Annotated in this window: 25 protein-coding genes and 5 tRNA genes; 9 read left to right on the forward strand and 21 right to left on the reverse strand. The window is 72.0% G+C overall.

Annotated features, from left to right (window positions below; all coding sequences use genetic code 11):
- Positions 1-57: 57 nt before the first annotated feature.
- Complete coding sequence (gene recG, locus AC069K_RS04800) at positions 58-2,265, reverse strand: ATP-dependent DNA helicase RecG (RefSeq protein ID WP_478612150.1); 2,208 nt, start codon at positions 2,263-2,265, stop codon at positions 58-60.
- 61 nt (positions 2,266-2,326) lie between these two features.
- The gene (locus AC069K_RS04805; protein ID WP_478612152.1) at positions 2,327-3,919 is read right to left on the reverse strand and encodes a DAK2 domain-containing protein; all 1,593 of its coding nucleotides are present in this window, start codon (positions 3,917-3,919) and stop codon (positions 2,327-2,329) included.
- Positions 3,920-4,161: 242 nt separating this feature from the next.
- Here AC069K_RS04805 and rpmB point away from each other — a divergent pair, with 242 nt between their 5' ends.
- Positions 4,162-4,347 (forward strand): 50S ribosomal protein L28, encoded by a 186-nt coding sequence (gene rpmB / locus AC069K_RS04810; RefSeq protein WP_003957616.1) that lies wholly within the window; start codon positions 4,162-4,164, stop codon positions 4,345-4,347.
- Positions 4,348-4,430: 83 nt separating this feature from the next.
- On the opposite strand, the gene thiD is transcribed toward rpmB, so the two are convergent.
- Together thiD and AC069K_RS04820 are read right to left on the reverse strand one after the other, a co-directional pair.
- Positions 4,431-5,240, reverse strand: coding sequence for a bifunctional hydroxymethylpyrimidine kinase/phosphomethylpyrimidine kinase (thiD, locus tag AC069K_RS04815; protein ID WP_478612155.1), 810 nt, complete (start codon positions 5,238-5,240; stop codon positions 4,431-4,433).
- Positions 5,237-6,199 carry a thiamine-phosphate kinase gene (locus AC069K_RS04820; protein ID WP_358833538.1) on the reverse strand — a complete coding sequence of 321 codons (963 nt, stop codon included), beginning with the start codon at positions 6,197-6,199 and terminating at the stop codon, positions 5,237-5,239. The genes thiD and AC069K_RS04820 overlap by 4 nt, the downstream gene beginning before the upstream one ends.
- Before the next feature lie 248 nt (positions 6,200-6,447).
- On the opposite strand from AC069K_RS04820, the gene AC069K_RS04825 reads away from it, so the two are divergent.
- Positions 6,448-6,681: an Lrp/AsnC family transcriptional regulator gene (locus AC069K_RS04825; protein ID WP_064070330.1), complete on the forward strand. Its 234-nt coding sequence runs from the start codon at positions 6,448-6,450 to the stop codon at positions 6,679-6,681.
- 20 nt (positions 6,682-6,701) lie between these two features.
- Positions 6,702-7,184 carry a DUF3515 domain-containing protein gene (locus AC069K_RS04830; RefSeq protein ID WP_365107046.1) on the forward strand — a complete coding sequence of 161 codons (483 nt, stop codon included), beginning with the start codon at positions 6,702-6,704 and terminating at the stop codon, positions 7,182-7,184.
- Between the two features lie 45 nt (positions 7,185-7,229).
- Here AC069K_RS04830 and AC069K_RS04835 read toward each other — a convergent pair whose 3' ends face one another.
- From AC069K_RS04835 to AC069K_RS04845, 3 genes are read right to left on the reverse strand one after another with little or no spacing between them, the layout of a single operon-like run.
- On the reverse strand, positions 7,230-8,396 hold the full coding sequence (locus AC069K_RS04835; RefSeq protein WP_358990270.1) for a D-alanine--D-alanine ligase family protein: 1,167 nt from the start codon (positions 8,394-8,396) through the stop codon (positions 7,230-7,232).
- 34 nt (positions 8,397-8,430) lie between these two features.
- The gene (locus tag AC069K_RS04840) at positions 8,431-9,444 is read right to left on the reverse strand and encodes an NAD(P)H-dependent glycerol-3-phosphate dehydrogenase (RefSeq protein WP_478612158.1); all 1,014 of its coding nucleotides are present in this window, start codon (positions 9,442-9,444) and stop codon (positions 8,431-8,433) included.
- Positions 9,441-10,193 carry a lysophospholipid acyltransferase family protein gene (locus tag AC069K_RS04845; RefSeq protein ID WP_358837620.1) on the reverse strand — a complete coding sequence of 251 codons (753 nt, stop codon included), beginning with the start codon at positions 10,191-10,193 and terminating at the stop codon, positions 9,441-9,443. The genes AC069K_RS04840 and AC069K_RS04845 overlap by 4 nt, the downstream gene beginning before the upstream one ends.
- 243 nt (positions 10,194-10,436) lie before the next feature.
- Between AC069K_RS04845 and cofC the strand changes: the two genes are divergently transcribed.
- Both cofC and AC069K_RS04855 read left to right on the forward strand, forming a co-directional pair.
- Positions 10,437-11,060, forward strand: coding sequence for a 2-phospho-L-lactate guanylyltransferase (gene cofC, locus AC069K_RS04850; RefSeq protein ID WP_478612161.1), 624 nt, complete (start codon positions 10,437-10,439; stop codon positions 11,058-11,060).
- A gap of 10 nt (positions 11,061-11,070) precedes the next feature.
- Positions 11,071-11,274: a hypothetical protein gene (locus AC069K_RS04855; protein WP_101390320.1), complete on the forward strand. Its 204-nt coding sequence runs from the start codon at positions 11,071-11,073 to the stop codon at positions 11,272-11,274.
- A 97-nt stretch (positions 11,275-11,371) separates the two neighbouring features.
- Here the strand turns inward: AC069K_RS04855 and AC069K_RS04860 are convergent, their stop codons facing one another.
- From AC069K_RS04860 to leuC, 4 genes are all read right to left on the reverse strand, one after another.
- Complete coding sequence (locus AC069K_RS04860; RefSeq protein ID WP_358837316.1) at positions 11,372-12,061, reverse strand: HU family DNA-binding protein; 690 nt, start codon at positions 12,059-12,061, stop codon at positions 11,372-11,374.
- 143 nt (positions 12,062-12,204) lie between these two features.
- Complete coding sequence (locus tag AC069K_RS04865; protein ID WP_358837315.1) at positions 12,205-12,432, reverse strand: SCO5555 family protein; 228 nt, start codon at positions 12,430-12,432, stop codon at positions 12,205-12,207.
- Between the two features lie 247 nt (positions 12,433-12,679).
- Positions 12,680-13,273 carry a 3-isopropylmalate dehydratase small subunit gene (gene leuD, locus AC069K_RS04870; RefSeq protein WP_478612164.1) on the reverse strand — a complete coding sequence of 198 codons (594 nt, stop codon included), beginning with the start codon at positions 13,271-13,273 and terminating at the stop codon, positions 12,680-12,682.
- Between the two features lie 6 nt (positions 13,274-13,279).
- Positions 13,280-14,704, reverse strand: a complete 1,425-nt coding sequence (gene leuC / locus AC069K_RS04875) for a 3-isopropylmalate dehydratase large subunit (RefSeq protein ID WP_478612166.1) — start codon at positions 14,702-14,704, stop codon at positions 13,280-13,282.
- A gap of 171 nt (positions 14,705-14,875) precedes the next feature.
- On the opposite strand from leuC, the gene ndgR reads away from it, so the two are divergent.
- A complete protein-coding gene (gene ndgR, locus AC069K_RS04880; protein WP_005311436.1) occupies positions 14,876-15,592 on the forward strand; it encodes an IclR family transcriptional regulator NdgR in 717 nt (238 codons plus the stop codon).
- Between the two features lie 631 nt (positions 15,593-16,223).
- Here ndgR and AC069K_RS04885 read toward each other — a convergent pair.
- The gene (locus AC069K_RS04885) at positions 16,224-16,709 is read right to left on the reverse strand and encodes a DUF4188 domain-containing protein (protein WP_365107032.1); all 486 of its coding nucleotides are present in this window, start codon (positions 16,707-16,709) and stop codon (positions 16,224-16,226) included.
- Between the two features lie 102 nt (positions 16,710-16,811).
- Here AC069K_RS04885 and AC069K_RS04890 point away from each other — a divergent pair, with 102 nt between their 5' ends.
- Positions 16,812-17,459 carry a MerR family transcriptional regulator gene (locus tag AC069K_RS04890; RefSeq protein ID WP_478612169.1) on the forward strand — a complete coding sequence of 216 codons (648 nt, stop codon included), beginning with the start codon at positions 16,812-16,814 and terminating at the stop codon, positions 17,457-17,459.
- A gap of 99 nt (positions 17,460-17,558) precedes the next feature.
- On the opposite strand, the gene AC069K_RS04895 is transcribed toward AC069K_RS04890, so the two are convergent.
- The 9 genes from AC069K_RS04895 to AC069K_RS04935 all read right to left on the reverse strand — a co-directional run bounded on the left by AC069K_RS04895 (position 17,559) and on the right by AC069K_RS04935 (position 21,571).
- Positions 17,559-17,631, reverse strand: a tRNA-Glu gene (locus AC069K_RS04895).
- Positions 17,632-17,686: 55 nt separating this feature from the next.
- Positions 17,687-17,758 (reverse strand) — tRNA-Gln (locus tag AC069K_RS04900).
- Between the two features lie 16 nt (positions 17,759-17,774).
- Positions 17,775-17,847 (reverse strand) — tRNA-Glu (locus AC069K_RS04905).
- A gap of 62 nt (positions 17,848-17,909) precedes the next feature.
- Positions 17,910-17,982 (reverse strand) — tRNA-Glu (locus AC069K_RS04910).
- A 41-nt stretch (positions 17,983-18,023) separates the two neighbouring features.
- Positions 18,024-18,095 (reverse strand) — tRNA-Gln (locus AC069K_RS04915).
- A gap of 89 nt (positions 18,096-18,184) precedes the next feature.
- Entirely contained in the window at positions 18,185-18,904 is a 720-nt protein-coding gene (locus AC069K_RS04920) for an HAD family hydrolase (RefSeq protein WP_478612171.1), read from the reverse strand.
- Positions 18,905-18,973: 69 nt separating this feature from the next.
- Positions 18,974-20,452 (reverse strand): glutamate--tRNA ligase, encoded by a 1,479-nt coding sequence (gltX, locus tag AC069K_RS04925; protein ID WP_478612173.1) that lies wholly within the window; start codon positions 20,450-20,452, stop codon positions 18,974-18,976.
- On the reverse strand, positions 20,445-21,236 hold the full coding sequence (locus AC069K_RS04930; protein ID WP_365107020.1) for a fumarylacetoacetate hydrolase family protein: 792 nt from the start codon (positions 21,234-21,236) through the stop codon (positions 20,445-20,447). Before AC069K_RS04930 ends, gltX begins: the two co-directional genes overlap by 8 nt.
- A gap of 149 nt (positions 21,237-21,385) precedes the next feature.
- Positions 21,386-21,571, reverse strand: a complete 186-nt coding sequence (locus AC069K_RS04935) for a hypothetical protein (RefSeq protein ID WP_365107017.1) — start codon at positions 21,569-21,571, stop codon at positions 21,386-21,388.
- Between the two features lie 583 nt (positions 21,572-22,154).
- On the opposite strand from AC069K_RS04935, the gene AC069K_RS04940 reads away from it, so the two are divergent.
- Positions 22,155-25,862 carry a sensor histidine kinase gene (locus AC069K_RS04940; protein WP_478612176.1) on the forward strand — a complete coding sequence of 1,236 codons (3,708 nt, stop codon included), beginning with the start codon at positions 22,155-22,157 and terminating at the stop codon, positions 25,860-25,862.
- Positions 25,863-25,871: 9 nt separating this feature from the next.
- A complete protein-coding gene (locus AC069K_RS04945) occupies positions 25,872-26,285 on the forward strand; it encodes a roadblock/LC7 domain-containing protein (RefSeq protein ID WP_067164664.1) in 414 nt (137 codons plus the stop codon).
- Positions 26,286-26,384 lie beyond the last annotated feature (99 nt).

The raw sequence follows: 26,384 nt of genomic DNA on the forward strand, positions 1-26,384 counted from the left end.
GAACCCGGCGCGGACGCCGCCCGCGCGCCCCGCCGGCGTCCTGTGCCCAAGGACCGCTCAGCCCTTGTCGAGGTACTGCTCGCGGTCCTCGTCCAGCAGCGCGTCCAGGGCCGTCCGCAGCGCGGGCAGCCCCTCCAGGTCCGGATCCCCGCTCACCACCGCCACCGCCTCCTCGCGGGCCGCCGCGATCACCTCCTCGTCCTCGATGACCGCGAGCATCCGCAGCGAGGAGCGCACGCCCGACTGGGCCTGGCCCAGCACATCGCCCTCGCGGCGCTGCTCCAGGTCGATCCGGGAGAGCTCGAAGCCGTCCAGGGTCGCCGCGACCGCGTTCAGCCGGGCCCTGGCCGCGCTCGCCTCCGGCATCTCCGTGACCAGCAGGCACAGGCCCGGGGCGGAGCCCCGGCCCACGCGGCCGCGCAGCTGGTGCAGCTGCGAGACGCCGAACCGGTCCGCGTCCATGATCACCATCGCGGTGGCGTTCGGCACGTTCACCCCGACCTCGATGACCGTGGTGGCGACCAGCACGTCGACCTCGCCGGCCGCGAACCGGCGCATCACGTCGTCCTTGTCGTCGGGCTGCATCCGGCCGTGCAGCACCTCGACGCGCAGGCCCTGGAGCGCGCCCTCGGCGAGCTGGTCCGCGATGTCGAGCACGGCCAGCGGCGGCCGCTTCTCGGCGTCGTCCTCGGCGGACTTCTTCCGGGCCGCCTTCTTCCGGTCCTCGTCGTCCCCGATGCGCGGACACACCACGTACCCCTGGTGGCCCTTGGCGACCTCCTCGCGGACCCGCTCCCAGGCGCGGGCCAGGAAGTGCGGCTTGTCCTGGGCGGGCACGACGTGGCTGGCGATGGGCGAGCGCCCGGCCGGGAGCTGGTCCAGGACCGAGGTCTCCAGGTCGCCGAAGACGGTCATGGCGACCGTGCGCGGAATGGGCGTGGCCGTCATCACCAGCAGGTGCGGCGGCTGCTTGCCCTTGCCGCGCAGGGCGTCGCGCTGCTCGACGCCGAAGCGGTGCTGCTCGTCGACCACGACCAGGCCGAGGTCGTGGAAGCGCACCTTGTCCTCGATCAGCGCGTGCGTGCCGATGACGATCCCGGCCTCGCCGGTGACCAGGTCGAGCAGCGCCTGGCGGCGGGCGGCCGCGCCCATCGAGCCGGTGAGCAGCACCACCTTCGTCCCGAGGGCGGAGCCGCCCAGCATGCCGCCCTCGGCGAGCTCGCCCATCATCTCCGTGATGGACCGGTGGTGCTGCTGGGCGAGGACCTCGGTGGGGGCGAGCATGGCGGCCTGCCCGCCGGAGTCGACGACGGCGAGCATCGCGCGCAGGGCGACCATCGTCTTGCCCGAGCCGACCTCGCCCTGGAGCAGGCGGTGCATCGGGTGCTCGGTCGCCAGGTCGTCGAAGATCTCCTTCGAGACGGTCCGCTGGCCGTCGGTGAGGGTGAAGGGCAGCTTGGCGTCGAAGGCGTCGAGCAGGCCGCCGGGGACGGGTCGGCGCGCCACGGCGGGCAGTTGGGCGTCCGCGTGCCTGCGCCGGGCCAGGGCGACCTGGAGGACGAACGCCTCGTCCCACTTCAGCCGCTGGCGGGCCCGCTCCACGTCGTCCTTGGTGTGCGGGCGGTGGACCTTGAGCAGCGCCTCGGGCAGCGGGACGAAGCCGCGGCCCGCGCGCAGGGACTCGGGCAGCGGGTCGACGGCCTCCCGGGCGCTGGGCAGCACCGCGTCGACCGCCTTGGCGATCTTCCAGGACTCCAGGCCCTTGCAGGCGGGGTAGATCGGGATGAGCGCGCCCGCCCAGGAGTCGACCACCTCGGCGGTGTCGCCGTCCTCGTCGCCGTCGGCGGCCAGCTTCGCGTACGTGGGGTGGGCGAGCTGGAGGCGGCGGTTGAACATCGACACCTTGCCCGCGAACATGGCGCGGCTGCCGGGCAGCAGCTCCTTGTGCGGCTTGTGGATGCCCCGGCCGAAGAAGACCAGCTGGAGCCGGCCGCTGCCGTCGGTGATCGTGATCTCCAGGCGCTGGCCGCGCCCGCCGTTGAACGTGTGCACGCGCGCGTCGGCCACCTGCGCCACCACCGTGACGTCCTCGTCGAGGGGCAGCTCGGCCAGCCTGGTGAGCTGGCCGCGCTCCTCGTACCGCCGCGGGTAGTGGTGCAGGAGGTCGCCGACCGTGTGCAGGCCGAGCTGCTCGGCCATCACCTTCGCGGTGGGACCGCCGAGCAGCTTCTTCAGGGGTTCTTCGAGCGCGGGCACGCGATCCATTGCACACCACGCCACTGACATCCCGCAGGAGGCCCCGGCACCCCGGGGACGACTCGGCGCGTCACTCGACGCCGATCAGCAGCGGGGAACTCTGGTGGCCGCCCTCGTAGACGACCGTGTCGACCGCCAGATGGGTTTCGCGCACATGGGCCTCGATGCCGGGGGCCAGCTCCGCCGGGGTGTCGGCGGCCCGCACCAGCGTGACCAGTTCGCCGCCCGCGGCCAGCATCCGGTCGAGGACGGCCTGGGCCGTCCGGCCGAGGTCCTGTCCGATCACGGCCACGTCGCCGTCGATGAGGCCCAGCACGTCCCCGGCCTGGCAGATGCCCGCCGTGGTCCACGACTGCCGCTCGGCGACGGCCAGTTCCGCGTACCGGGTCGCCCCCGCCGCCGCGGTCATCGCCACCACGTCCTCGTCGAAGCGGCGGTCGGGGGCGTGCACCGCGAGGGCGGCGAGGCCCTGGACGGCGGACCGGGTGGGGATGAGCGCGACCCGTACGCCCTCGGCGCGCGCCTGCTCCACGGCGACGGCGGCGGTGTGGCGCAGCTCGGCGTCGTTGGGCAGGAGCACGACCTCGCGCGCGTGGGCGCGGCGGATCGCGTCGACGAGCTCACCGCTGGCCGGGGGCTCGCCGGGCCGGGCCAGGACGGCGGTCGCCCCGGCCTCGGCGCACAGTCCGGCCAGGCCCTCGCCGGGCACCACCGCGACGACGGCCCGCTGGACCTGTTCGCGCGGCTCGGGGTGGGCGCCGAAGTGGGTGATGCGGATCCGGTACGGGCGGCCCGCCTCCACGCCCGCCTCGACGGCCGCGCCCGCGTCGTCCACGTGGACGTGGACGTTCCACAGGCCGTCGCCGCCGACCACCACCAGGGAGTCCCCGAGGGCGTCCAGCCGGCCGCGCAGCCGGGCGACCGCCTCGTCGTCCGCCTCCAGGAGGTAGATCACCTCGAAGGCGGGTCCGGCGCTCTCCGCGTCCGGGGCGTCCTCGGCCGGGCAGGCGGGCCCGTCGAGCGGTGTACGCGTCTCGTGCCGTACGGCCGGCACCTCGCCGGAGAGGGCCTGCGCCAGCGCCCCCAGGACCGTCACCAGACCCCAGCCGCCCGCGTCCACGACTCCGGCGCGGCCGAGCACCGCGAGCTGGCCGGGCGTCTTCTCCAGGGCCCGCCGGGCGCCGGCGTAGGCGGCGCTCGCCACGGCCGCCGCGCCGCCGCCGGTGTCCCGGGCGGCCTCGGCGGCGGCCGTCGCCACCGTCAGGACCGTGCCCTCGACGGGGTGCGCGACCGCCTCGTACGCCGACTCGGCCGCCCGGCGCAGGGCGCCGGCCAGATCGGTGCCGTGCTCGGCGAGGACCTCGGCCATGCCGCGCAGCAGCTGGGAGAGGATCGTGCCGGAGTTGCCGCGGGCGCCCAGGAGGGCGCCGTGGGCCATCGCCCGTATGACGTCGGCCGTCTCCGGCACCTCGGTGTACGCGGCGAAGACCGCCTCGACCGCCTGGTGGGCGGACTCGACGGTCAGATAGAGGTTGGTGCCGGTGTCCCCGTCCGCGACGGGGTAGACGTTGACCGCGTCGATCTCCTCGCGGTCCCGGCCGAGCCCGTCCAGGGCCAGCGAGCACCAGGTGCGTACCGCGACGGCGTCGAGAGTCTGCGGCACCTGGTGTCCTCCTAGAGCGGCCGGTGAGCTGCGGGCCAGCAGCAGGGTAGACCCGGCGGGCGGCTCCGGCCCGGGGCGGGGGCGGCGGCGGTCATGGTAGTTTCGTATCTCGGGAGCAGCCGTTGTATGCTGCTTCGGTTGCCCGGCGAGAGTCGGGCCATTCCCCCGGCAAGCCACCTCAGATCTCTGATCCGGTGCGCCGGATTTCACTGTAAGTGCATCTGAAGTCTTTGGAGTGACCCGTGGCTGCCAACTGCGACGTCTGCGGCAAGGGGCCGGGCTTCGGCAACAACATTTCGCACTCGCACCGCCGTACGTCTCGTCGCTGGAACCCGAACATCCAGCGTGTGCGTGCCGTGGTCGGTCGGACGCCGAAGCGGCTCAACGTCTGCACCTCGTGCATCAAGGCCGGCAAGGTCTCGCGCTAACGCCGACGTTTCGTCGTAGCGCAGCCTTTCCGGTTGCCCAGAAAGCCGGTCCACCTCGGTGGACCGGCTTTCTGTTGTGCTCTTCAGGGAGCGCGGAAGCGCCAGCCGTGGTCCACGGGGCCGATGCCCGCGCCCAGGGCGAAGCCCGCACCGATCGCCCCCGTCACGTAACGCTTGGCCGCCCTCGCCGCCTCCGGTACCGGCATGCCCTGGGCCAGGGACGATGCCAGGGCCGAGGCCAGGGTGCAGCCGGTGCCGTGGGTGTGGCGGTTGTCCCGGCGGGGCGCCCGGAGCCAGTGCTCCTCGCTCCCGTCCGTGAGCAGGTCCACCGCTTCCGGTGACGCCGAGCCCGCGAGATGGCCGCCCTTGATCAGGGCCCAGCGCGGGCCGAACGCGAGGACCGCCTCCGCCGCCCGCCGCATTCCGTCCTCGTCCTCCACCCGTACGCCCGTGAGCTGCGCCACTTCGTCCAGGTTGGGCGTGGCCACCGTCGCCGTCGGCAGGAGCCGCAGGCGTACGGATTCCAGCGCCTCGGCGGCCAGCAGCGCGTCGCCGTGCTTGGAGACGCCCACGGGGTCCACGACCACCGGCGCGTCCGTGTCCGCCAGGAGGTCCGCCACGGTCTCCACCAGGACGGCCGAGGAGAGCATCCCCGTCTTCACGGCCTGGACGCCGATGTCGTCGACGACCGCGCGGTACTGCGCCCGGACCGCCTCGGCGGGCAGCTCCCAGGCGCCCCGGACGCCCAGCGAGTTCTGCGCGGTCACCGCGGTGATCACGCTCATCCCGTGGACGCCCAGGGCCAGCATCGTCTTGAGGTCGGCCTGGACGCCGGCGCCGCCGCCGGAGTCGGATCCGGCGACGGTCAGCACCCGGGGCGGCGCGGTGTTCACTCCGCGTCCCCGAAGTGGTCCCAGCCGCCCTTGGCGGTCCAGGGGGCGCCGTCGACGGTCACCTGGGGCAGCGCCGAGGGGTTGAGGACCTCCCCGATGACCTTCCAGCGGGCGGGGAGCTTCACGTCCGGCGGGAAGGTCGCGACGATCGCGTGGTCCTCTCCCCCGGTCAGCACCCACTGGAGCGGGTCGACGCCGACCGCCTGGCCGATGTCGCTCATCTGCGTCGGGATGTCGATCAGGCCCGAGCGCAGGTCGATACGGACCTTGCTGGCCTCCGCGATGTGCCCGAGGTCCGCCACCAGGCCGTCGCTGACGTCGGTCATGGCGGTGGCGCCGAGCCCGGCGGCGGCGGGGCCCGCGTGGTAGGGCGGCTCCGGGCGGCGGTGGGCCTCCACGAAGGCGCGCGGCGAGCGGAAGCCGCGCGAGAGCACCGCGTAGCCCGCCGCCGACCAGCCCAGCCAGCCGGTGACGGCGACCACGTCGCCGGGCTGCGCGCCGCCGCGGGTCACCGGCTCGTGGTTGCGCAGGTCGCCGAGGGCGGTGATGGCGACGGTGATGGTGTCGCCGCGCACCACGTCGCCGCCGACCACGGCCGCCCCCGCGACCTGGCACTCGTCCCGGATCCCGTCCATCAGCTCCACCGGCCAGGTGGCCGGGAGCTCGGCCGGGACGACCAGCCCGAGCAGCAGCGCGGTGGGCACCGCGCCCATGGCCGCGATATCGGCCAGATTCTGCGCGGCGGCCTTGCGCCCCACGTCGTACGCGGTCGACCAGTCGCGCCGGAAGTGGCGGCCCTCCAGGAGGATGTCCGTGCTCGCCACCACCCTGCGGTCGGGTGCGGTCACGACCGCGGCGTCGTCGCCGGGGCCGATCCGTACCGCGGGGGTCGAGGTGAGCCGGGAGGTCAGCTCCCTGATGAGCCCGAACTCCCCCAACTCGCCCACAGTGCCTCTCACCGTGCCACCTCTCATCCTCGTACCCCTTGGGACCCGGCGCGCTCGCGGTCGCGAGCCGTCACCTCGGTGGGTACCGTCAACACATACGTCAACTTCTGCCGCGCGCACGCGGATGTGCGAGCGCCCGCGCCTGCGCGGTACTCCCGCGGGCGCACGGCGACGCGATACCGTGGCGTCTCTTTCCTCCCCCCTTGGGCCTCCCCGCCGTAGGGAGGGGACATGATCCTCGTGGCCGCCCTGGAGGTTCCGTGGTACAGGCGTACATCCTCATCCAGACCGAGGTGGGCAAGGCGTCGACCGTCGCCGAGACCATCGCGAAGATCCCGGGGGTGATCCAGGCCGAGGACGTCACCGGGCCGTACGACGTGATCGTGCGCGCCCAGGCGGACACGGTCGACGAGCTGGGCCGCATGGTGGTCGCCAAGGTCCAGCAGGTGGACGGGATCACCCGCACCCTGACCTGCCCGGTGGTTCATCTGTAGCCCCCGCTTACCCTTGGCCGGTGACTTCCTCTCGCCGCCGGTCCCTCCTCGTGCCCGCAGCCGCCCTCGCCCTGCTGGCCGCCGCGGGCTGCTCCTCCACGGACGCGAAGGCGACGATCACGGTTCCCAGCCCGCCGAAGGAGACCGCCGCGCTCTGCGGCGCGCTGCACAAGGCGCTGCCCCAGAGGCTCGACGGGCTCGGGCGGAACGATCCCAGCCCGGCGTCGGAGCTGACCGCCGGGTGGGGCGATGACGGGATCGTACTGCGCTGCGGGATCGACCGGCCGGAGAAGATGAACGATCCCGAGGCGGACGGGGTGACCGTGGACGGCGTCAACTGGCTCCTGGAGCAGTCGGCGGGCGGCTTCCGCTTCACCACGACCTACCGCAAGGCGTACGTGGAGGTCACCCTGCGCACGGCGTCCGGGAAGGCCGCCGGTGACATCGGATGGCTCACCCAGCTCGCCGGACCCGTCAAGAAGACGGTTCCGGCGAGCCTGTAGGCCCCCGCCGGGCGCGGGCAGCCGCGGCCGGACGGCCGGCGACGGCTACCGCAGGCCCGTCGGGCGCCGCAGCGCGGCCTCGATCAGGCGGTCCACCAGCTCCGCGTAGTCCACGCCCGTCGCCTCCCACATCCGCGGGTACATGGAGATCGGCGTGAACCCCGGCATCGTGTTGATCTCGTTGATGACGAACTCGCCGTTCTCCTGGAGGAAGAAGTCCGCCCGGACCAGCCCCTCGCAGGACGCGGCCTCGAAGGCCTCCACGGCGAGCCGGCGCACCTCGGCGGTGGCCTCGGCGCCGATCGGCGCGGGCACGATCCCGTCGGCCGAGTCGATGTACTTCGCCTCGAAGTCGTAGAAGGCGTGGTCGCTCACCGGCGGGATCTCGGCCGGCACGCTCGCGCGCGGCCCGTCCTCGAACTCCAGGACGCCGCACTCGATCTCCCGGCCGCGCAGCAGCGACTCGACCAGGAACTTGGGGTCGTGGCGCCGCGCCTCCTCGATGGCCTCGTCCAGGCCGTCGAAGGAGTCGACCTTGGTGATGCCGAAGGAGGAGCCCGCCCGGGCCGGCTTGATGAACAGCGGCCACCCGTGCTCGCCCGCGAACGCGGCGATCCGCTTGCGGGCGCCCTGCTCGTCCTGCTCCCACTCGCGCGGGCGGATCACCAGGTAGGGGCCGACGGCCAGCCCGAAGGAGGTGAACACCCGCTTCATGTAGTCCTTGTCCTGGCCGACGGCCGAGGCGAGCACGCCCGAGCCGACGTAGGGGACGCCGGAGAGTTCGAGCAGGCCCTGGAGGGTGCCGTCCTCGCCGTAGGGGCCGTGCAGCACCGGGAAGACGACGTCGACCTCGCCCAGCGCCTTGGGGACCGCGCCGGGCTCGCTGAAGACGACCTCGCGGTTGTTCGGGTCCACGGGGAGCACGACGGCTCCCTCGGCGGACTCGGCGAGTTCGGCGACGCTGGGCACCTTGCGGTCGGCGATGGCCATCCGCTCCGGCTCGTCGGCGGTGAGCGCCCAGCGGCCGTCCGTCGTGATGCCGATGGGCAGCACGTCGTACTTCGTACGGTCGATGGCGCGCAGCACGGCACCGGCGGTGACGACCGAGATGCCGTGCTCGGAGCTGCGGCCGCCGAACACGACGGCCACCCGCGGCTTGCGCGGCTGCTGGGTGCTCGATTCAGGGCTCTGGGGGAGGTTCTCGCTGCTCATATCGCGATGAGCGTACCCGTTCGACCCGGTGGTTTCAGCGCCGCTCGGGCTTGGCGCTGCGCGACATCAGCTCCTTGAGCGCGACCACCGGCGGCTTGCCCTCGTGGACGATCCCGACGACGGTCTCGGTGATGGGCATGTCCACGCCGTGGCGGCGCGCCAGATCCAGCACGGACTCGCAGGACTTGACGCCCTCGGCGGTCTGCCGGGTGACGGCGATGGTCTCCTGGAGCGTCATGCCCCGGCCGAGGTTGGTGCCGAAGGTGTGGTTGCGCGAGAGCGGCGAGGAGCAGGTGGCGACGAGGTCGCCGAGGCCCGCGAGGCCGGAGAAGGTGAGCGGGTCGGCGCCCATGGCGAGGCCGAGCCGGGTGGTCTCGGCCAGTCCCCGGGTGATGAGCGAGCCCTTGGCGTTGTCGCCCAGGCCCATGCCGTCCGCGATGCCGACGGCCAGGCCGATGACGTTCTTCACGGCGCCGCCGAGTTCGCAGCCGACGACGTCGGTGTTGGTGTACGGGCGGAAGTACGGGGTGTGGCAGGCGGCCTGGAGGCGCTGGCCCACGGCCTCGTCGCGGCAGGCCACCACGGCGGCGGCGGGCCGGCGCTGGGCGATCTCCTTGGCGAGGTTGGGGCCGGTGATGACGGCGACGCGGTCGGCGGGGACCTTGGCGACCTCCTCGATCACCTCGCTCATCCGCTTGGCGGTGCCGAGTTCGACGCCCTTCATCAGGGAGACGAGGACGGTCTCCGGCGCGAGCAGCGGCGTCCAGGCGGCGAGGTTGCCGCGCAGGGTCTGCGAGGGCACGGCGAGGACGGTGAAGTCGGCACCGGCGGCGGCCTCGGCGGGGTCGGTGGTGGCCCGTACCGCGGCGGGCAGTTCGATGCCCGGCAGGTAGTCGGGGTTGGTGCGGGTGGTGTTGATCGCCTCGGCGAGTTCGGGGCGGCGGCCCCACAGGGTCACCTCGCAGCCCGCGTCGGCGAGGACCATGGCGAACGCCGTACCCCAGGAGCCGGTGCCGAATACTGCTGCCTTGGTGGCGGCGTGCGTCACTTGGTGCCCTCCCCGGCGGCCTTGCGGCGCAGCTGTGCGCGGACTTCGCGCGGATCGTACGGCTTGGCGGGGGCGCTCTCGCCCCGGATCTCCTCCAGCTGGCGGGTGACCGCGGCCATGATGGCCTCGGTCGCCTCGCGCAGCACCTCGGGGGTGGGCTCCTTGTCGTAGAAGCGCGCGAGGTCGACCGGCGGACCGGCCTTCACCTGGAGGGTCTTGCGGGGGAAGAAGCGGACCTTCTTCTCCTTGGCGTAGGGCGGCATCGCCAGGTTGGCGCCCCACTGGGCGACCGGGATGACGGGCGCCTTCGTCTGCATGGCGGCGCGCGCGACCCCGGTCTTGGCGGTCATCGGCCACATGTCGGGGTCGCGGGTGAGGGTGCCCTCGGGGTAGAAGACGACGCATTCGCCCCGCTCGATGGCCTCGACGGCGGCCCGGAAGGCGCCGAAGGCGTTGGAGGACTCGCGGTAGACGGGGATCTGGCCCGTGCCGCGCAGCAGCGGCCCGACCACGGGCACCTTGAAGAGCCCGGCCTTGGCGAGGAACCGGGGCACCCGTCCGGTGTTGTACTGGAAGTGCCCGTAGGAGAACATGTCGAGATACGAGTTGTGGTTGACCGCGGTGATGAAACCGCCGTCCGCCGGAATGTTCTCCATTCCGTGCCAGTCCCGCTTGAAAAGCACCACCAGTGGAGGTTTGGCGATGACCGCCGCCAGGCGGTACCAGAAGCCGATTCTGCGGCGGGACACTCGGAGCACCTTCCTCTAGGACAGACCACTGTCGGCCACCACGCGACTTGCGCAGGGAGCAAGTGTCGCCCCGGCCCTCCGGTCTGTCGAGAACACCGTACGCCCCGACCGTGCGGGGCCCGCTCCTGGCCGGGTGACAATGGCCCCCGTCCTGTCCAGCGGCTGTCCGTTCGACCGGGCGGGAGCGACGAGAGCGAGGGGGACGCCACGAACACCGCAGCACCGGGCCGCTGGTCCCTGGTCGTGCCGTTGAAGCCGTTGGCGCTGGCGAAGAGCAGGCTCACGGCCGCCGTCGGCGCGGCCCTGCGACCCCGGCTCGCTCTGGCGTTCGCCCTGGACACCGTGGGGGCGGCCCTCGCCTGCCCGGCGGTACGGGATGTGGCGGTCGTCACGGACGATCCGCTGGCGGGCGCGGAGCTGGCCGCGCTGGGCGCCCGCATCGTCGCCGACAGCCCGCGCGCGGGCCTCAACGCCGCCCTCGCGCACGGGGCGTACACGGTACGGCGGGGGCGCCCCAAAGCGGCGGTCGCGGCCCTGAACGCGGATCTGCCCGCGCTGCGGCCGGCGGAATTGGGGCGGGTACTGGATGCCGCCTCCGTATTTCCGCGCGCATTTCTCGCCGATGCGGCCGGAATCGGGACGACATTTCTTTCGGCCGCTCCCGGGGTGGATTTGGCCCCCGCATTCGGCGGCCCGTCCCGGGCCGCGCATTCGGCGTCGGGGGCGGCGGAAATCGCGCTGACCGGGGTGGACTCGGTGCGCCGGGACGTGGACACCGGGGCGGATCTGCGGATCGCGCTGGCGCTGGGCGCGGGTCCGGCGACGGGGGCGCTGCGGGGCGCGGTGGAGGTCGTGCCCGGGTACTAGGCTGCCAGCCATGCAGGCGACCGCGTACACATACGACTTCGAGACCCGCAGCGGCAGTGTGCTGCTCGACGACGGCACCCCGGTGGACTTCGGGGCCGAGGCCTTCGACGCGGGCGGCCTGCGGCTGCTGCGGGTGGGCCAGCGGGTCCGTATCGAGACGGAGGGCGAGGGCGCGTCCCTGCGGATCACCCTGGTGACGCTCCAGACCTTCTGAGCCGCGCCCGCCACGGCCGGGGCGGGGCGGGGCCGACACGCCGCGGGCCGGGCTCCCCGAGGGGAGCCCGGCCCGGCGCGTGAGCCGTCCGCGGTGCCTACTTCTTGCGGGCGGTCGTCTTCTTGGCGGTGGTGGTCTTGCGCGCGGTGACCTTCTTGGCGGGCGCCTTCTTCGCGACGGTCTTCTTCGCGGGCGCGGTCTTCTTGGCCGTGGCCTTCTTGGCGGTGGTGGCCTTCTTGGCCGGGGTCGCCTTCTTCGCCGTCGCCGTGGTCTTCTTGGCGGCGCCGGACGTGGTGGCCTTCTTGGCCGCCGTCGTCTTCTTCACGGCCGGCGTGGCCTTCTTGGCGGTGGTCTTCTTGGCCGTCGTGGTCTTCTTCGCGGCGGTCGTCTTCTTGGCGGCGGTGGCCTTCTTGGCCGCGGCCTTCTTCACCGTGCTGCGGGTGGAGGTGCCACCCGAGAGGCTGCCCTTGGGCGCCTTCTTCACGGCGACCTCGTCGCCCTTGGGGAGCTTCTTCGAGCCGCTGACCAGGTCCTTGAAGCCCTGACCCGCACGGAAGCGCGGAACCGAGGTCTTCTTGACCCGCACGCGCTCACCCGTCTGCGGGTTGCGGGCGTAACGGGCCGGACGGTCGACCTTCTCGAACGAACCGAAACCGGTGACCGAGACCCGGTCGCCCGCGACGACGGCCCGGACGACCGCGTCCAGAACGGCGTCCACGGCGTCCGCGGCCTGCTGACGGCCGCCGAGCTTGTCGGCAATCGCTTCTACGAGCTGCGCCTTGTTCACGTCTTCCCCTTCGGAGACATTGCCGGAACGAATCTGTTCTGGCTTTTTCGCACGTTAGGCAGATATATACCGCAAATCAAACACGAAACGGGCTAATCACCCTAGTGCCGCAACGAAGTCGGCTTCACCGAACTCCTTGTGACTCAGTCGCCTTCGGGGAATCGGCCCTCTTCGAGGTCCTTCATCAACCGCTCCAGACGCCTTGCCGCATCGGCGAGATCGTGTTTGGCAGCCGCTGTGATGACCAGCAGCTTCCGGGACAGCGCCATCCGTACGCCCTCCGGGACTTGCAGTTCGCGCACCACTGTGTGCGCTTCTTTCAGCCGGTCCGCGACGAGCCGGTAGAGCTCGAGTTGGCTGTCGCGTTCCATGCGCCGATTGTGCCATCTGGGGCGAGTTGTCGCCTCCGGCGGGGGCAACTGAGGGATTCCGGGTGGCTTCCGGCTCCCCAACGACCACCGATCGCGCAAGACCCAATCCGGCCATCTGCTGTGCAGCCTAGGCTAGTTGACGTCACCCTGACACCCCGCAACGCAACACGCCCCCTGTCCCGAAAGACAGGGGGCGTGTTGGGCCGAAAGACTGCCCGGGGCCCGCCCAAGAGGCGGTCCCGGCGGGTCAGACGAGCGAGGTGCTGGGCTTGTGCGAGGGCCGCTTCGCCTCGTACGCGGCGATGTCGGGCTCGTTCTGGAGCGTGATGCTGATGTCGTCCAGGCCGTTCAGCAGCCGCCAGCGGGCGTTCTCGTCGAGTTCGAAGGGGGCCGTGACGCCCTCCGCGCGGACCTGGCGGTCCTGGAGGTCCACCGTGATCTCGGCGTTGGGGTCGCGCTCCGTCAGCTCCCAGAGCTCGTCCACGACTTTCTGGTCCAGGACCACGGTGAGCAGGCCGTTCTTCAGCGAGTTGCCCCGGAAGATGTCGGCGAACCGGGACGAGATCACGGTTTTGAAGCCGTAGTTCTGGAGCGCCCACACGGCGTGCTCGCGCGACGAACCCGTACCGAAGTCGGGGCCCGCGACCAGCACCGAGGCGCCCTGGCGCTCCGGCCTGTTCAGGACGAACTCCGGGTCCTTACGCCAGGCCTCGAACAGTCCGTCCTCGAAGCCGTCCCGGGTGACCTTCTTCAGCCAGTGGGCCGGGATGATCTGGTCGGTGTCGACATTGGAGCGGCGCAGCGGGACGGCCCGGCCGGTGTGCGTGGTGAAAGCTTCCATGGCTGATCAGACTCCAGCGGGCGTACGGGCGTCGGACAGGTCGGCAGGGGACGCCAGGTGGCCGAGAACCGCTGTTGCGGCGGCGACCTGCGGCGACACCAGATGGGTGCGGCCGCCCTTGCCCTGCCTGCCCTCGAAGTTGCGGTTGGAGGTGGAGGCGGAGCGCTCTCCCGGGGCCAGCTGGTCCGGGTTCATGCCCAGGCACATCGAGCAGCCCGCGTGCCGCCATTCGGCGCCGGCGGCGGTGAAGACCTTGTCCAGGCCCTCCTCGACGGCCTGGAGGGCGACCCGCACCGAACCCGGCACGACGAGCATGCGGACGCCCTCGGCGACGGTGCGGCCCTGGAGGATCGAGGCCGCCGCGCGCAGGTCCTCGATACGGCCGTTGGTGCAGGAACCTACGAAGACCGTGTCGACGTCGATGGCGCGCAGCGGCTGCCCCGCGGTCAACCCCATGTACTCCAGCGCCTTTTCGGCGGCCAGGCGCTCCGAAGCGTCTTCGTACGAAGCCGGGTCGGGGACGGACGCCGAAAGCGGTGCTCCCTGGCCCGGGTTGGTGCCCCAGGTGACGAACGGCGAGAGCGCGGTGGCGTCGATGACGACCTCGGCGTCGAAGACCGCGTCCTCGTCCGTCTTCAGGGTCTGCCAGTACGCGACGGCCTCGTCCCAGTCGGCGCCCTTCGGGGCGTGCGCGCGGCCCTTGAGGTAGTCGAACGTGGTGCGGTCGGGGGCGATCATGCCCGCCCGGGCGCCGGCCTCGATCGACATGTTGCAGATGGTCATCCGGGCCTCCATCGAGAGCTTCTCGATGGCGGAGCCGCGGTATTCCAGGACGTAGCCCTGGCCGCCGCCGGTGCCGATCCTGGCGATGATGGCCAGGATCAGGTCCTTGGCGGTGACGCCGTCGGGCAGCTCGCCCTCGACGGTGATCGCCATGGTCTTGAACGGGGCCAGTGGCAGGGTCTGGGTGGCGAGCACATGCTCGACCTGTGAGGTGCCGATCCCGAACGCCAGGGCCCCGAAGGCGCCGTGCGTGGAGGTGTGCGAGTCGCCGCAGACCACGGTGGTGCCGGGCTGGGTCAGACCCAGCTGTGGTCCCACCACGTGGACCACGCCCTGCTCGACGTCGCCGAGCGGGTGCAGCCGTACGCCGAAATCGGCGCAGTTCTTGCGCAGCGTCTCCAGCTGGGCCCGGGAGACCGGGTCGGCGATGGGCTTGTCGATGTCGAGGGTCGGGGTGTTGTGGTCCTCGGTGGCGATGGTGAGGTCGAGGCGCCGCACCGGGCGGCCGCTCTTGCGCAGCCCGTCGAAGGCCTGCGGGCTGGTCACCTCGTGCAGCAGGTGCAGATCGATGAAGAGGAGGTCGGGCTCGCCCTCGGCGCGCCGGACGACATGGTCGTCCCAGACCTTCTCCGCGAGTGTCCTACCCATCGCTTTACCTCCGGCCGGCGTCGTCGCCGGCCCAACTAGAGACCGGGTGTACCGCCGGGCCCCCGGGACCGGACGGTGGCTGCGGCCGTTGTGCGGACCGCCAGTACAGGTTCGCAAGTTCCGGAGAAAATTGAACTTGCGTTTCACAGAGTGAGACGCGAGTATCGTTTCATGGACAACTCTAGCGGCGTCGGCGTTCTCGACAAGGCGGCTCTCGTCCTGAGCGCCCTGGAGTCCGGTCCGGCCACCCTCGCGGGGTTGGTCGCGGCCACCGGACTCGCACGACCCACGGCACACCGCCTTGCCGTGGCACTGGAACACCACCGGATGGTGGCGCGGGACATGCAGGGCCGGTTCATCCTCGGCCCGCGGCTCGCGGAGCTCGCGGCCGCGGCCGGCGAGGACCGCCTGCTGGCCACGGCCGGCCCCGTGCTCACGCATCTGCGCGACGTGACGGGCGAGAGCGCGCAGCTCTACCGCCGTCAGGGCGACATGCGGATCTGCGTGGCGGCGGCCGAGCGGCTGTCCGGTCTGCGGGACACCGTGCCGGTCGGCTCGACCCTGACGATGAAGGCGGGCTCCTCCGCCCAGATCCTGATGGCCTGGGAGGAGCCCGAGCGCCTGCACCGGGGCCTCCAGGGGGCCCGCTTCACGGCGACGGCCCTGTCGGGCGTACGGCGCCGGGGCTGGGCCCAGTCGATCGGCGAGCGCGAGCCGGGCGTGGCGTCGGTCTCGGCGCCGGTGCGGGGTCCGTCCAACCGCGTGGTGGCCGCCGTCTCGGTCTCCGGGCCGATCGAGCGTCTGACCCGGCACCCGGGCCGGATGCACGCGCAGGCGGTCATCGACGCCGCCGCGCGCCTGTCCGAAGCCCTGCGCCGCAACGGCTAGCCGCCCCCCGTCCGTCCATCTCCGGCCCACCGCTCCAGCGCCGCAGCGGTGGGCGTTTCTTTTGCCCGGACTTTGTCTGCGGCCCGGTGGGGGTCGCTCACGCCTCTGCCCGGGACCGGGCGGGTTGCCCCGGCCCCTGCCTGCGGTTCGGCGGCGGGTTGCCGGCGGCTCGGCCCGCGGCCCGGTGGAGGGTTGCCCGCGCAGTTCCCCGCGCCCCTCAACCCCCTTTCGTCCGCAGACCGTGGATGGCCGGTCGCGCAGTTCCCCGCGCCCCTGGGAGGTTGCCCGCAACCGGAGAACCCAGCTCGGCCACAGCCCTTCAGGGGCGCGGGGAACTGCGCGAGCAACCCACCACCCAGCCGCAGACGAACGAAGACCCCTAGCAGCGCAACACCACCCCGAGCGGCCGAACCCCCCAGGGGCGCGGGGAACTGCGCGAGCAGCCCACCACCCAGCCGCAGACGAACAAGGGGCCCGAGGAGCCGCCCCCAGGGGCGCGGGGAACTGCGCGAGCAACCGTCCACCGAGCGGCAGACGAACAAGGGGGTCTCAGGGGGTGCCCCCGAGGGGTCGTGCTCCGGAGGGGTGCGGGGAAGCGGGCGTGACCCAACCGCCGGCCGGCGGGGGCGCCTCACGCGCCCTTCAGGCGGTCCGCCGCCCGATCCCCCCGCCGCCCCACCGGCACCACCCCCGTCGCCTTGCCCAGTCCGAAGGACGGCATCCCGACGTACACCGACTCGTACGACCCGGCCGGGACCACGTACGTCTCGTGCCAGATGCCCACCGCGCCCTTCGCCCCCCGCGCCCGGCGGTTGAAGGCCGCCCAGGCCGGGCGGTGCTCCTTGTCCTGCGCGGAGGCGTAGGCCAGGAGCTTCTCCTTGGACTCCCAGTACTGCACGACCGCCAGGGTGCGCGGCCCGGCGAGGACCGGCTGGAAGCCGAGCAGCCCGCTGCCCTCCTCCTTGACGAGCTCCTTGAGCATCCGAGGCATCGCCGAGGTCACCGGCAGCCAACTGCGCAGCGCACGGAAGCGGTTGACGCGCATTCCGATGAGGAAGACCACCACGTCCCCCTCGGCGCCCGCGGTCATCCGTCCCTCGATCAGCTTCGCGCTCATGACAGTCCCCCATGACGTGGCCGTGTGCTTCGGCCGTGCATTGGATAGCGGCGCTATCCCGTGGTTAGATAGTGGCACTCTCCAAAGAAGGGCGCAAGGGGCATGCGACTGGCCGAGCTGAGCGAGCGGAGCGGGGTCTCCGCGGCGACGATCAAGTACTACCTGCGCGAGGGGCTGCTGCCGCCGGGCGAGCGGATCACCGCCACCCAGGCCGACTACGACGCCTCGCACCTGCGGCGGCTCAAGCTGGTCCGTGCGCTGATCCAGGTGGGACGGGTGCCGGTGGCCGCCGCCAAGGAGGTCCTGGCGGCCCTGGAGGACGACGCCCTGGACCACCACACCCGCCTGGGCGTGGCCGTCGAGGCCCTGCCGAACGCGCCGGAGCCCAGTCCCGACGACCCGCACGCGCGGGCCGCGCGCGCGTCGGTGGACGCGCTGATCGAGGAGCTGGGCTGGCAGTACGGCGGCTCGGACCCGGCCGGAAGCTCGGGTGCGTACCGGACGCTGCTCACCGCGGTGACCGCGCTCGCCCGGCTCGGATACCCCTGCGGCCCCGAGGAGTTGGCGCCGTACGCGGCCGCGGCGGCGCAACTGGCGGTCACCGACCTGGACTTGGTGGAGCGCGGACGCACCCCCGCCGAACAGGTCGAGGCGGCCGTGGCGTTGACGGTGCTCTACGAGCCGGTGCTGCTGAGTCTGCGGCGGCTGGCCCAGGCGCAGGAGTCGGCGCGGCGCTTCGTCCGGCCGTGACGCGCGCCCCCGGGGCCGGCCCGCTCGCGGGGCGGCCGAAGGGGCCGGACGAAACGAAAGGGGCCCGGCACACTGTGTGTGCCGGGCCCCTTCCTCACGTACCCCCGACCGGATTCGAACCGGCGCTACCGCCTTGAGAGGGCGGCGTGCTAGGCCGCTACACAACGGGGGCGTGTTGTCGATCCCGAGGGATCGGTGAATCGCCTGTCTTTCGATCATGCGATCCGCTGGGCTACCAGGACTCGAACCTAGAATGACGGTACCAGAAACCGTAGTGTTGCCAATTACACCATAGCCCATGGTGGTTTAGACCAGTACCCCCGACCGGATTCGAACCGGCGCTACCGCCTTGAGAGGGCGGCGTGCTAGGCCGCTACACAACGGGGGCCCTAGCGATCCTGCATGAGAGTCAGCGGGTGCGACCCGGACTGTCCCCCTGGGAAGGATCTGTACCCCCGACCGGATTCGAACCGGCGCTACTGCCTTGAGAGGGCAGCGTGCTAGGCCGCTACACAACGGGGGCTTTGCGGATCTGGAATCCGCGGTGCAGATAAGCTCTGCGAGCTGGCCTACCAGGACTCGAACCTAGACTAACGGAACCAGAAACCGTCGTGCTGCCAATTACACCATAGGCCATCGGAACACCATCCCCACCGGGGATCCTGCTCCGCTCGCGCTGTCGGTTCCGGGCTTTTCTTCCCGCTCCCCTTGGCGCAGGAAGAACATTACCCGAAGGTGTCCGGCGCTCCAAAACGGGTATCCCGGCGCAGCAGGCCGGGGAGCTCCTCCAGGCCCGTGATCCGGACCAGTTCGGGCCTGCCGCCCAGTCCGTTGCGGTCCAGCCAGATCCCCAGGAGCCCGGCCTCCAGGGCGCCGCGCGCGTCGATGTCCGGCTGGTCGCCCACGTACGCGACCTCCTCGGGGGCCAGCCCCAGCGCCTCGCAGGCCGCGTGGAAGGCCGCCGCCTCGGGCTTGGAGATCCCCAGCTCGACCGCGCACACCACCGCCTCGAAGCGGTCGCGTACGCCCAGGACCCGGAGCTTGCGCTCCTGGTGGTGGAGGGAGGAGTTGGACAGGACCGCGTGCCGGTAGCCGCCGGCGAGCAGGTCCAGGACGGGCACGGTGTCCGGGAAGAGCGACCAGGCGGCCTCGTAGTGGGCCAGATGGCGCTCGAACCAGGTCTCGGCCTCGGGGTCGCTCAGCTCGGCGCCGAGGAAGGCGCGCACCCGGTCGCGCCGCTGGCCCTCCCAGTCGGTCTCCCCCGCCGCGAACCGCGCCCAGTGGTACGCGGTGAGCTCGTCCCAGGCCGTGAGCGCCTGCTCCGTGGACGTGTAGGCGCCGGGCAGCCCCTCGACCTCCAGATGGGCGTTCATGCCGCTGCGGGCGGCCGAGGCGTAGTCGAAGATCGTGTCGTCGATGTCCCAGAGGACGGCGCGGACGGTCATGCCACGACGGTACGCCGAAGGGGCGTCGGCCGGACCGGCCCACGCCCCTTCGGGACATACGTCAAGCGACTATGCCGCCAGCTTCGCCAGCGCCGCGTCGATGCGGGCCAGCGTCCTCTCCTTGCCCAGGATCTCCAGGGACTCGAAGAGCGGCAGACCGATCGTGCGGCCGGTGACGGCGACGCGGACCGGGGCCTGCGCCTTGCCGAGCTTGAGGCCGTGCGCCTCGCCGGCGGCCAGGACGGCCTCCTTGAGGGACTCCGGGGAGGACCAGTCGGCCGTCTCCAGCTTCTCGCGCGCCGTGCGCAGCAGCGCGTCCGAGCCCTCCTTCATCGCCTTGGCCCAGGACGCCTCGTCCTGGGCCGGCTCCTTCAGGAAGAGGAAGTCGACGTTGGCCGTGATCTCCGACAGGACGGTCAGACGCGTCTGGGCGTGCGGCGCGATGGCCTCCCAGGCGGCGCGGTCGAAGTCCTCGGGCGCCCAGGGGGCGTGCGGGGCGTTCAGCCACGGCTCGCAGGCGTCCGTGAAGGCCTTCACGTCCAGCATGCGGATGTGGTCGGCGTTGATCGACTCGGCCTTCTTGAGGTCGAAGCGCGCCGGGTTGGCGTTGACGTCCGCCACGTCGAACCGCGCGACCATGTCGGAGAGCGAGAAGACGTCCTGGTCGGCCGAGAAGGACCAGCCGAGGAGCGAGAGGTAGTTGAGCAGGCCCTCGGGGAGGAAGCCGCGCTCGCGGTAGACGTTCAGGGACGCCTGCGGGTCGCGCTTGGAGAGCTTCTTGTTGCCCTCGCCCATGACGTACGGCAGATGGCCGAAGACCGGGGTCTCCTTGGCCACGCCCAGCTCGATGAGCGCCTTGTAGAGCGCGATCTGGCGGGGGGTGGAGGAGAGCAGGTCCTCGCCGCGCAGGACGTGCGTGATCTCCATCAGGGCGTCGTCGACCGGGTTGACCAGCGTGTACAGCGGGGCGCCGTTGGCACGGACGATGCCGTAGTCCGGCACGTTGTCCGGGGTGAAGGTCAGCTCGCCGCGGACCAGGTCCGTGAAGGTGATCGGCTCGTCGGGCATCCGGAAGCGGACGATGGCCGTGCGGCCCTCCGCCTCGTACGCCGCCTTCTGCTCCGCGCTCAGCTCGCGGCAGTGGCCGTCGTAGCCCGAGGGCTTTCCGGCGGCGCGGGCCGCCTCGCGGCGCTGGTCGAGCTCCTCGGTGGTGCAGTAGCAGTGGTACGCGTAGCCGCCCGCGAGCAGCTTGCCGGCCACGTCCCGGTAGATGTCCATCCGCTGGGACTGGCGGTAGGGGGCGTGCGGGCCGCCCAGCTCCGGGCTCTCGTCCCAGTCCAGGCCGAGCCAGCGGAAGGAGTCCAGGAGCTGCTGGTACGACTCCTCGGAGTCGCGCGCCGCGTCGGTGTCCTCGATGCGGAAGACGATGGTGCCGCCCGTGTGCCGGGCGTACGCCCAGTTGAACAGGGCGGTCCGGACCAGGCCCACGTGGGGGTTGCCGGTCGGGGAGGGACAGAAACGTACGCGGACGTTCGTCGCGTTAGCCACGCTTGATCACCTTGTTGGTGAGAGTGCCGATGCCTTCGATGGTGACGGCGACCTCGTCGCCGGCGTTGAGGGGGCCGACCCCGGCGGGGGTGCCGGTGAGGATGACGTCGCCGGGGAGCAGCGTCATGGCCTCGGTGATGTGGACGACCAGGTCCTCGATGGAGCGGATCATGTCGCTGGTGCGGCCCAGCTGGCGCTGTTCGCCGTTGACCGTCGCCTGGATCGTGAGATCGGTGGGGTCGAGGTCGGTCTCCACCCAGGGGCCGAGCGGGCACGAGGTGTCGAAGCCCTTGGCGCGGGCCCACTGCTTCTCGCGCCGCTGGACGTCGCGCGCGGTGACGTCGTTGGCGCAGGTGTAGCCGAAGATGACGTCCTTGACGCGCTCGCGCGGGACCTCGCGGCACATCCGGCCGATCACCACGGCCAGCTCGGCCTCGTGGTGCAGCTCGTCGGAGAAGGAGGGGTACTCGATCGCGTCGCCGGAGCCGATCACCGAGGTGGTGGGCTTGAAGAAGGCGACGGGCGCCTCGGGACGCCCCTGGTCGTCGACGATGGCGTTGCCGAGCTCCTTGGCGTGCTCCGCGTAGTTGCGGCCGATGGCCACGACCTTGTTCGGCAGCACCGGCGGCAGCAGCCGGACCTTGCTCAGCGGGACCTTGGTCCCGGAGAGCTCGAAGTCGGCGTACGGAATGCCCTTGATGATGTCGAGCACGGGCCCCTGCGGGGTGTCCTCGACCGCGCCGAAGGCGACATTGCCGTCGATGGAGAATCTGGCGATGCGCACGGGATGCTGTCGCCCCTCACTTGGTCGCTGGCTGGAGACTGACGCTCCAGGCTAACGCGGGTGAGGGGGCGACCTGCGCTCCGAGGACGCCGTCCGGGCCGGTGGGAGCGCCCGGTGGCGTACGGGAAGGGGGGAGCGCCCCCCTCGGCTCACGGGGCGGCGACGACGACCGGGGCGTCCATCAGGGTGGTGCGGCGCGGGTTGGCCGTCTGGGCGGGCAGGTCGACCGGGTGCTCGGGCAGGAGCTCCGCCGTCATCTCCTCGGCGTCCGCGAGGTGCGCGAGGGTGGTGCGGCGGGGGTTGGCTATGGTGCGGATCATCATCGTCGTCTTCATCTGCCGTTCGGACCCTGTCGGTTGCGGGGCGCGCGGCGGCGCCGGTTGTCGGATTGGCCATCCCTGTAAAGCGTCAGGCTAAACATTCGAATTCCCGGCAAACGGCTGTAGAGGCGACGATCATCGTGTGAGTTTGCTCACGAGTTGGTAACCATTCCGGACAATACGCCCCGTCAACTCGGCCCGACCAATCGGACATTGCACCACTGAACCCTCCATTCCGCTCTTGATCATGGCGACTGGGTAGCACCTCCCACGTAAGCGACTCGTGGGCAAAAGTCCGATTCATCCGTGCCCAGTTTCTACGGCTCGTGACTCGTTCATCACAATGTGTCACTCAGGTCACAGCCCGGTACACGGGCCTTGTTGGAGATCCGGCACTGTGCTGGAATTCCACGCACCGCCGCGGGTCACTGACCGGCGCGCAGGGGCGCAACGCAGCGCCGAGTGGCGGCGGGGAGGGGGAGACCAACAAGCGCCGGTCACTCACGACCAACACATGGGGCGCACACTTGCCCCACGACGCCGACACCGTCCCTTCCGTTCAGAGCGGGGGACGCCTGGTCCAGAGGTTGCGACGCTAGTGCAGGGACGTTTCAAGAGGGATGGCAGCGCTGCGGCGGAGCAGGAGCCGCACGGCGGGACTGGCCCCACATCAGTCAGTTCCTCGCCCCAGCACGCCCAGAACCCCCGGGCCACCCAGAATCCGTCGGCTCCTTCGCCGGGCGGTGACGACAAGGCCGGCCCCTCCGGCCCCACGGGCCGCTCCGCCGCGGGCGGCGAGAAGCCCTCGGCCGCGCCCAAGCCGAAGCCGGCCGTGGACACCGGGTCGCGAATAGCCCTGCGCAACTGGCGCATCTCCACCCGACTGGTCGCGCTGCTGACCCTGCCCGTGGTCGCCGCGACCACCCTCGGCGGGCTGCGCATCAACGAGTCGATGAACGACATGAAGCAGCTGGACCACATGCAGCTGCTCACCGACATGACCAAGCAGGCCACCGAGCTGGCCGCCGCGCTCCAGGAGGAGCGCGACAAGTCGGCGGGCCCGCTGGCCACCGACACCGGCGCGGACATGGTCCAGACGGCCAAGTCCACCACCGACCGGGTCAAGCAGTCGTTCATGACGGCCACCCAGGACGTCGACAACCCGGACAACGACGACGCCCTGGAGTCGATCCGCCGTAACGTCACGGCCATCGCGATCCAGCTCCAGGACCTCGACAACATCCGCAAGAGCGCCTACCGCGGCGACGTCTCGGACTCCCAGACCGTCGAGGGCTACAGCCGCCTCATCCGCGGTCTGCTCAGCCTCTCCCAGGACATGGCGCAGGCCACCTCCAACCCGGAGATGATCAAGCGCACCCGTGCGCTGGCCGCGTTCTCCTCCGCCAAGGAGTACGCCTCCATCCAGCGCGCGATCATCGCCGCCGCGCTCCCCGCGACCAAGGACAAGACCGGCACCCTCGCCGAGTCCGACCGCCTCTACGCCAAGTCCGCGGCGGACGGCGAGCGCCAGGAGCTGTCGTCGTTCTCGATCGTCTACGAGAGCAACCACGGCAACCCCGAAGAGCTGATGGCCCCGCTCGACAAGGGCAACACGGAGATCACCGCGGCCAACGCGTACTCCCAGCGCGTCCTCAAGGGCGGCCTCGCCACGGAGACCAGGCGCTCGTACCTCGACTGGTACGACCAGGACTCCAACAAGATCAACCAGATGAAGACGATCGAGCAGACCCTGCTCGGCGAGATGGAGCAGAAGGCCCGCGAGCTGCGCGACCAGTCGCAGCGGGACGCGATCCTCAACGGTGCCCTGATCCTCATCGTCCTCGGCGTCTCGCTGGTCGGCGCGTTCGTCGTGGCCCGGTCCATGATCCGCTCGCTGCGGCGCCTCCAGGACACCGCCACCCGGGTCGCCCAGGACCGGCTGCCCGAGCTCGTCAAGCAGCTCTCCGAGTCCGACCCGCAGGACGTCGACACGTCCGTGGAGTCGGTCGGCGTGCACTCCCGGGACGAGATCGGCCAGGTGGCCGCGGCCTTCGACGACGTGCACCGCGAGGCCGTCCGCCTCGCCGCCGAGCAGGCGCTGCTGCGAGGCAACGTCAACGCGATGTTCACCAACCTCTCGCGCCGCTCCCAGGGCCTCATCCAGCGCCAGCTCTCGCTCATCTCCGAGCTGGAGTCCCGCGAGGCCGACCCGGACCAGCTCTCCTCGCTCTTCAAGCTCGACCACCTCGCGACCCGTATGCGCCGGAACGGCGAGAACCTCCTCGTCCTCGCCGGTGAGGAGCCCGGCCGGCGCTGGACCCGCCCGGTCCCGCTGGTCGACGTGCTCCGCGCCGCCGCCTCCGAGGTGGAGCAGTACGAGCGCATCGAACTGGCCGCCGTGCCCGCGACCGACGTCGCCGGCCGCGTGGTCAACGACCTCGTGCACCTGCTCGCCGAGCTGCTGGAGAACGCCACCTCGTTTTCCTCGCCGCAGACCAAGGTCCGCGTCACCGGTCACGCCCTGCCCGACGGCCGGGTGCTCGTCGAGATCCACGACACCGGCATCGGCCTCTCCCCCGAGGACCTCGCCGCGATCAACGAGCGGCTCGCCTCGCCGCCGACCGTGGACGTCTCGGTCTCGCGCCGCATGGGTCTGTTCGTGGTCGGCCGCCTCTCCCTGCGTCACGGCATCCGCATCCAGCTGCGCCCCTCGGACTCCGGCGGTACGACGGCGCTCGTCATGCTGCCCGTCGACGTCGCCCAGGGCGGCAAGAAGGCTCCCGGCAAGCCCGGCGGCCCCCAGGGCCAGGGCCCCTCGGGCCCCGGCGCGGGCCGCCCCGGCGTGACCCCGGGCCCCGGTGCCCGCGCGGGTCTGGCCGGTGCGCTCGGCAGCGGCCCGGCCGGCGGCCCCGGTGGCGGCGGACGGCTCGGCACGGGCGCCCCGCGCGGTGCGGTGGCCGGGGGCGCGGGTCCCCGTGCCGCTCTGCCCCCGCGCGACGGCGGCGCCCCGCAGCCCCGCCAGGGCCAGAACCAGGGCGGCTTCGGCCAGGTCGGCGCCTTCGGCACCGGCATCCCGGCCCAGCAGCCGCCGGCCCCGCGCCGCGGCGACCGCCCGCAGCCCCCGCAGGGCGGCGCCCCGCGCGCCGAGCTGCCCGGCGGCGGCGCCCCGCAGCGCCCGCAGGCCGCGAGCTGGGGCAACGAGCAGCAGGCACAGGACGGACCGCGCGGTCACGAGGAGAGCGAGCAGCACACCGGCCAGTACCCCCGGCCGCAGCTCGACGAGCGCCAGGGCCCCGGCTCCACGGCCGAGTTCGCCCGCCCCGACTTCGACGGGCCGCCGCCCGGCCGCCAGGACGGGCCCCCGTCGCCGCAGTCCACCGGCCAGTTCGTGCGCCCGGACGTCTTCGGCGCCCCGCAGGGCTCCCAGGACCCCGCGGCCCTGCCGCCGCAGGCGACCGGCCAGTTCGAGCGCCCCGGCGCGTACGGCCAGAACCCGGGCCAGGGTCAGGGCGGCGCTCCCGGCGCCGGCCAGAACACCGGCCAGTACGCCCGTCCGCCGATGGACGACCGCCAGGGGCCCGCGGCCACCTCGGAGTTCGCCCGGCCGGACTTCGACGCGCCCCGTCCCCCGCAGCAGCAGCAGCAGCAGCAACAGCAGCCCCAGCAGTACCAGGCGCCGCAGCAGCCCCAGGGCAACCGGCGTCCGGGTGCCGGGTCCCCGCCGCAGCAGTCGCAGCCCGAGGCCCTGCCGCCGGCGCCCCACGCCGGTGACGGACGTACGCCGCTGTATGACACCCTGGAGACCAACTGGTTCCACGGCCAGGGCGGTCAGGACGGTCAGCAGCCGGGTCAGCCCGCTTCCCAGCAGGGCCAGGGTCACCCGGGCCAGGCCGGTCAGGGCGGGCCCCAGGGCCTGCGTCCGGCGCAGCCCCCGGCCGCGGCTCCGCAGAGCCCCGAGCGCCGTCCGGCGCCCGGGCAGCGGGACGCGGGCGGCGCGGCTGGCAACGGCAGCTGGCGGCCCTCGCCCAACGACGAACTCGTCCGCCAGGCCGAGCGGGCCCGCAAGCCCGCCGCCGGCGGTGTCACCACTTCCGGTCTGCCCAAGCGGGTACCGCGTGCCAACCTGGTCGCGGGTACCGCACAGCAGCAGCAGAACCAGGCAGGCCCCCAGGTCTCGCGCGCGCCCGACGATGTGCGCGGTCGGCTGACCAATCTCCGCCGGGGTATCCAGCAGGGGCGGCAGGCCGGCAACGGCCCGTCGACCGGCAGTTTCTCGATGGACCCCACTCACCAGCAGGAGCGATAGTTGAGTCAGATGAGCCAGGCGGCGCAGAATCTGAACTGGTTGATCACCAACTTCGTGGACAACACCCCCGGGGTGTCCCACACGGTGGTGGTCTCCGCCGACGGCCTGCTGCTTGCCATGTCCGAAGGATTCCCGCGGGACCGGGCCGACCAGCTCGCGGCCGTGGCGTCCGGCCTCACCTCGCTGACCGCGGGTGCGTCCCGGATCTTCGAGGGCGGCACCGTCGCCCAGACCGTGGTGGAGATGGAGCGCGGCTTCCTCTTCCTCATGTCCGTCTCCGACGGCTCCTCGCTGGCCGTGCTCGCCCACCCCGAGTGCGACATCGGCCTGGTCGGTTACGAGATGGCCCTCCTGGTCGACCGCGCCGGCTCCGTCCTCACCCCGGACCTGCGAGCGGAGCTCCAGGGGAGCCTGCTCCACTGAGGCCCCCCACTCAGTCAGAAACCACCGTCCGGCCGCGCCCCGCCCCCCACCGGCCACATCAGACGGCTCGAAGACACTCGCTGTCCCTGCTGTCCCGCC

This window comes from Streptomyces sp. NPDC043908, assembly GCF_056435525.1.

What these genes read in the sequence shown, in the direction of transcription:
- AC069K_RS04890 (WP_478612169.1), top strand. Translation starts at nt 16,812, where the DNA reads ATGCGACTGGCCGAGCTGAGCGAGCGGAGCGGGGTCTCCGCGGCGACG.
- AC069K_RS04920 (WP_478612171.1), bottom strand. Translation starts at nt 18,904, where the DNA reads ATGACCGTCCGCGCCGTCCTCTGGGACATCGACGACACGATCTTCGAC.
- leuC (WP_478612166.1), bottom strand. Translation starts at nt 14,704, where the DNA reads ATGGGTAGGACACTCGCGGAGAAGGTCTGGGACGACCATGTCGTCCGG.
- AC069K_RS04935 (WP_365107017.1), bottom strand. Translation starts at nt 21,571, where the DNA reads ATGAAGACGACGATGATGATCCGCACCATAGCCAACCCCCGCCGCACC.
- AC069K_RS04945 (WP_067164664.1), top strand. Translation starts at nt 25,872, where the DNA reads ATGAGCCAGGCGGCGCAGAATCTGAACTGGTTGATCACCAACTTCGTG.
- ndgR (WP_005311436.1), top strand. Translation starts at nt 14,876, where the DNA reads ATGGACAACTCTAGCGGCGTCGGCGTTCTCGACAAGGCGGCTCTCGTC.
- leuD (WP_478612164.1), bottom strand. Translation starts at nt 13,273, where the DNA reads ATGGAAGCTTTCACCACGCACACCGGCCGGGCCGTCCCGCTGCGCCGC.
- AC069K_RS04855 (WP_101390320.1), top strand. Translation starts at nt 11,071, where the DNA reads ATGCAGGCGACCGCGTACACATACGACTTCGAGACCCGCAGCGGCAGT.
- AC069K_RS04865 (WP_358837315.1), bottom strand. Translation starts at nt 12,432, where the DNA reads ATGGAACGCGACAGCCAACTCGAGCTCTACCGGCTCGTCGCGGACCGG.
- AC069K_RS04835 (WP_358990270.1), bottom strand. Translation starts at nt 8,396, where the DNA reads ATGAGCAGCGAGAACCTCCCCCAGAGCCCTGAATCGAGCACCCAGCAG.
- AC069K_RS04885 (WP_365107032.1), bottom strand. Translation starts at nt 16,709, where the DNA reads ATGAGCGCGAAGCTGATCGAGGGACGGATGACCGCGGGCGCCGAGGGG.
- recG (WP_478612150.1), bottom strand. Translation starts at nt 2,265, where the DNA reads ATGGATCGCGTGCCCGCGCTCGAAGAACCCCTGAAGAAGCTGCTCGGC.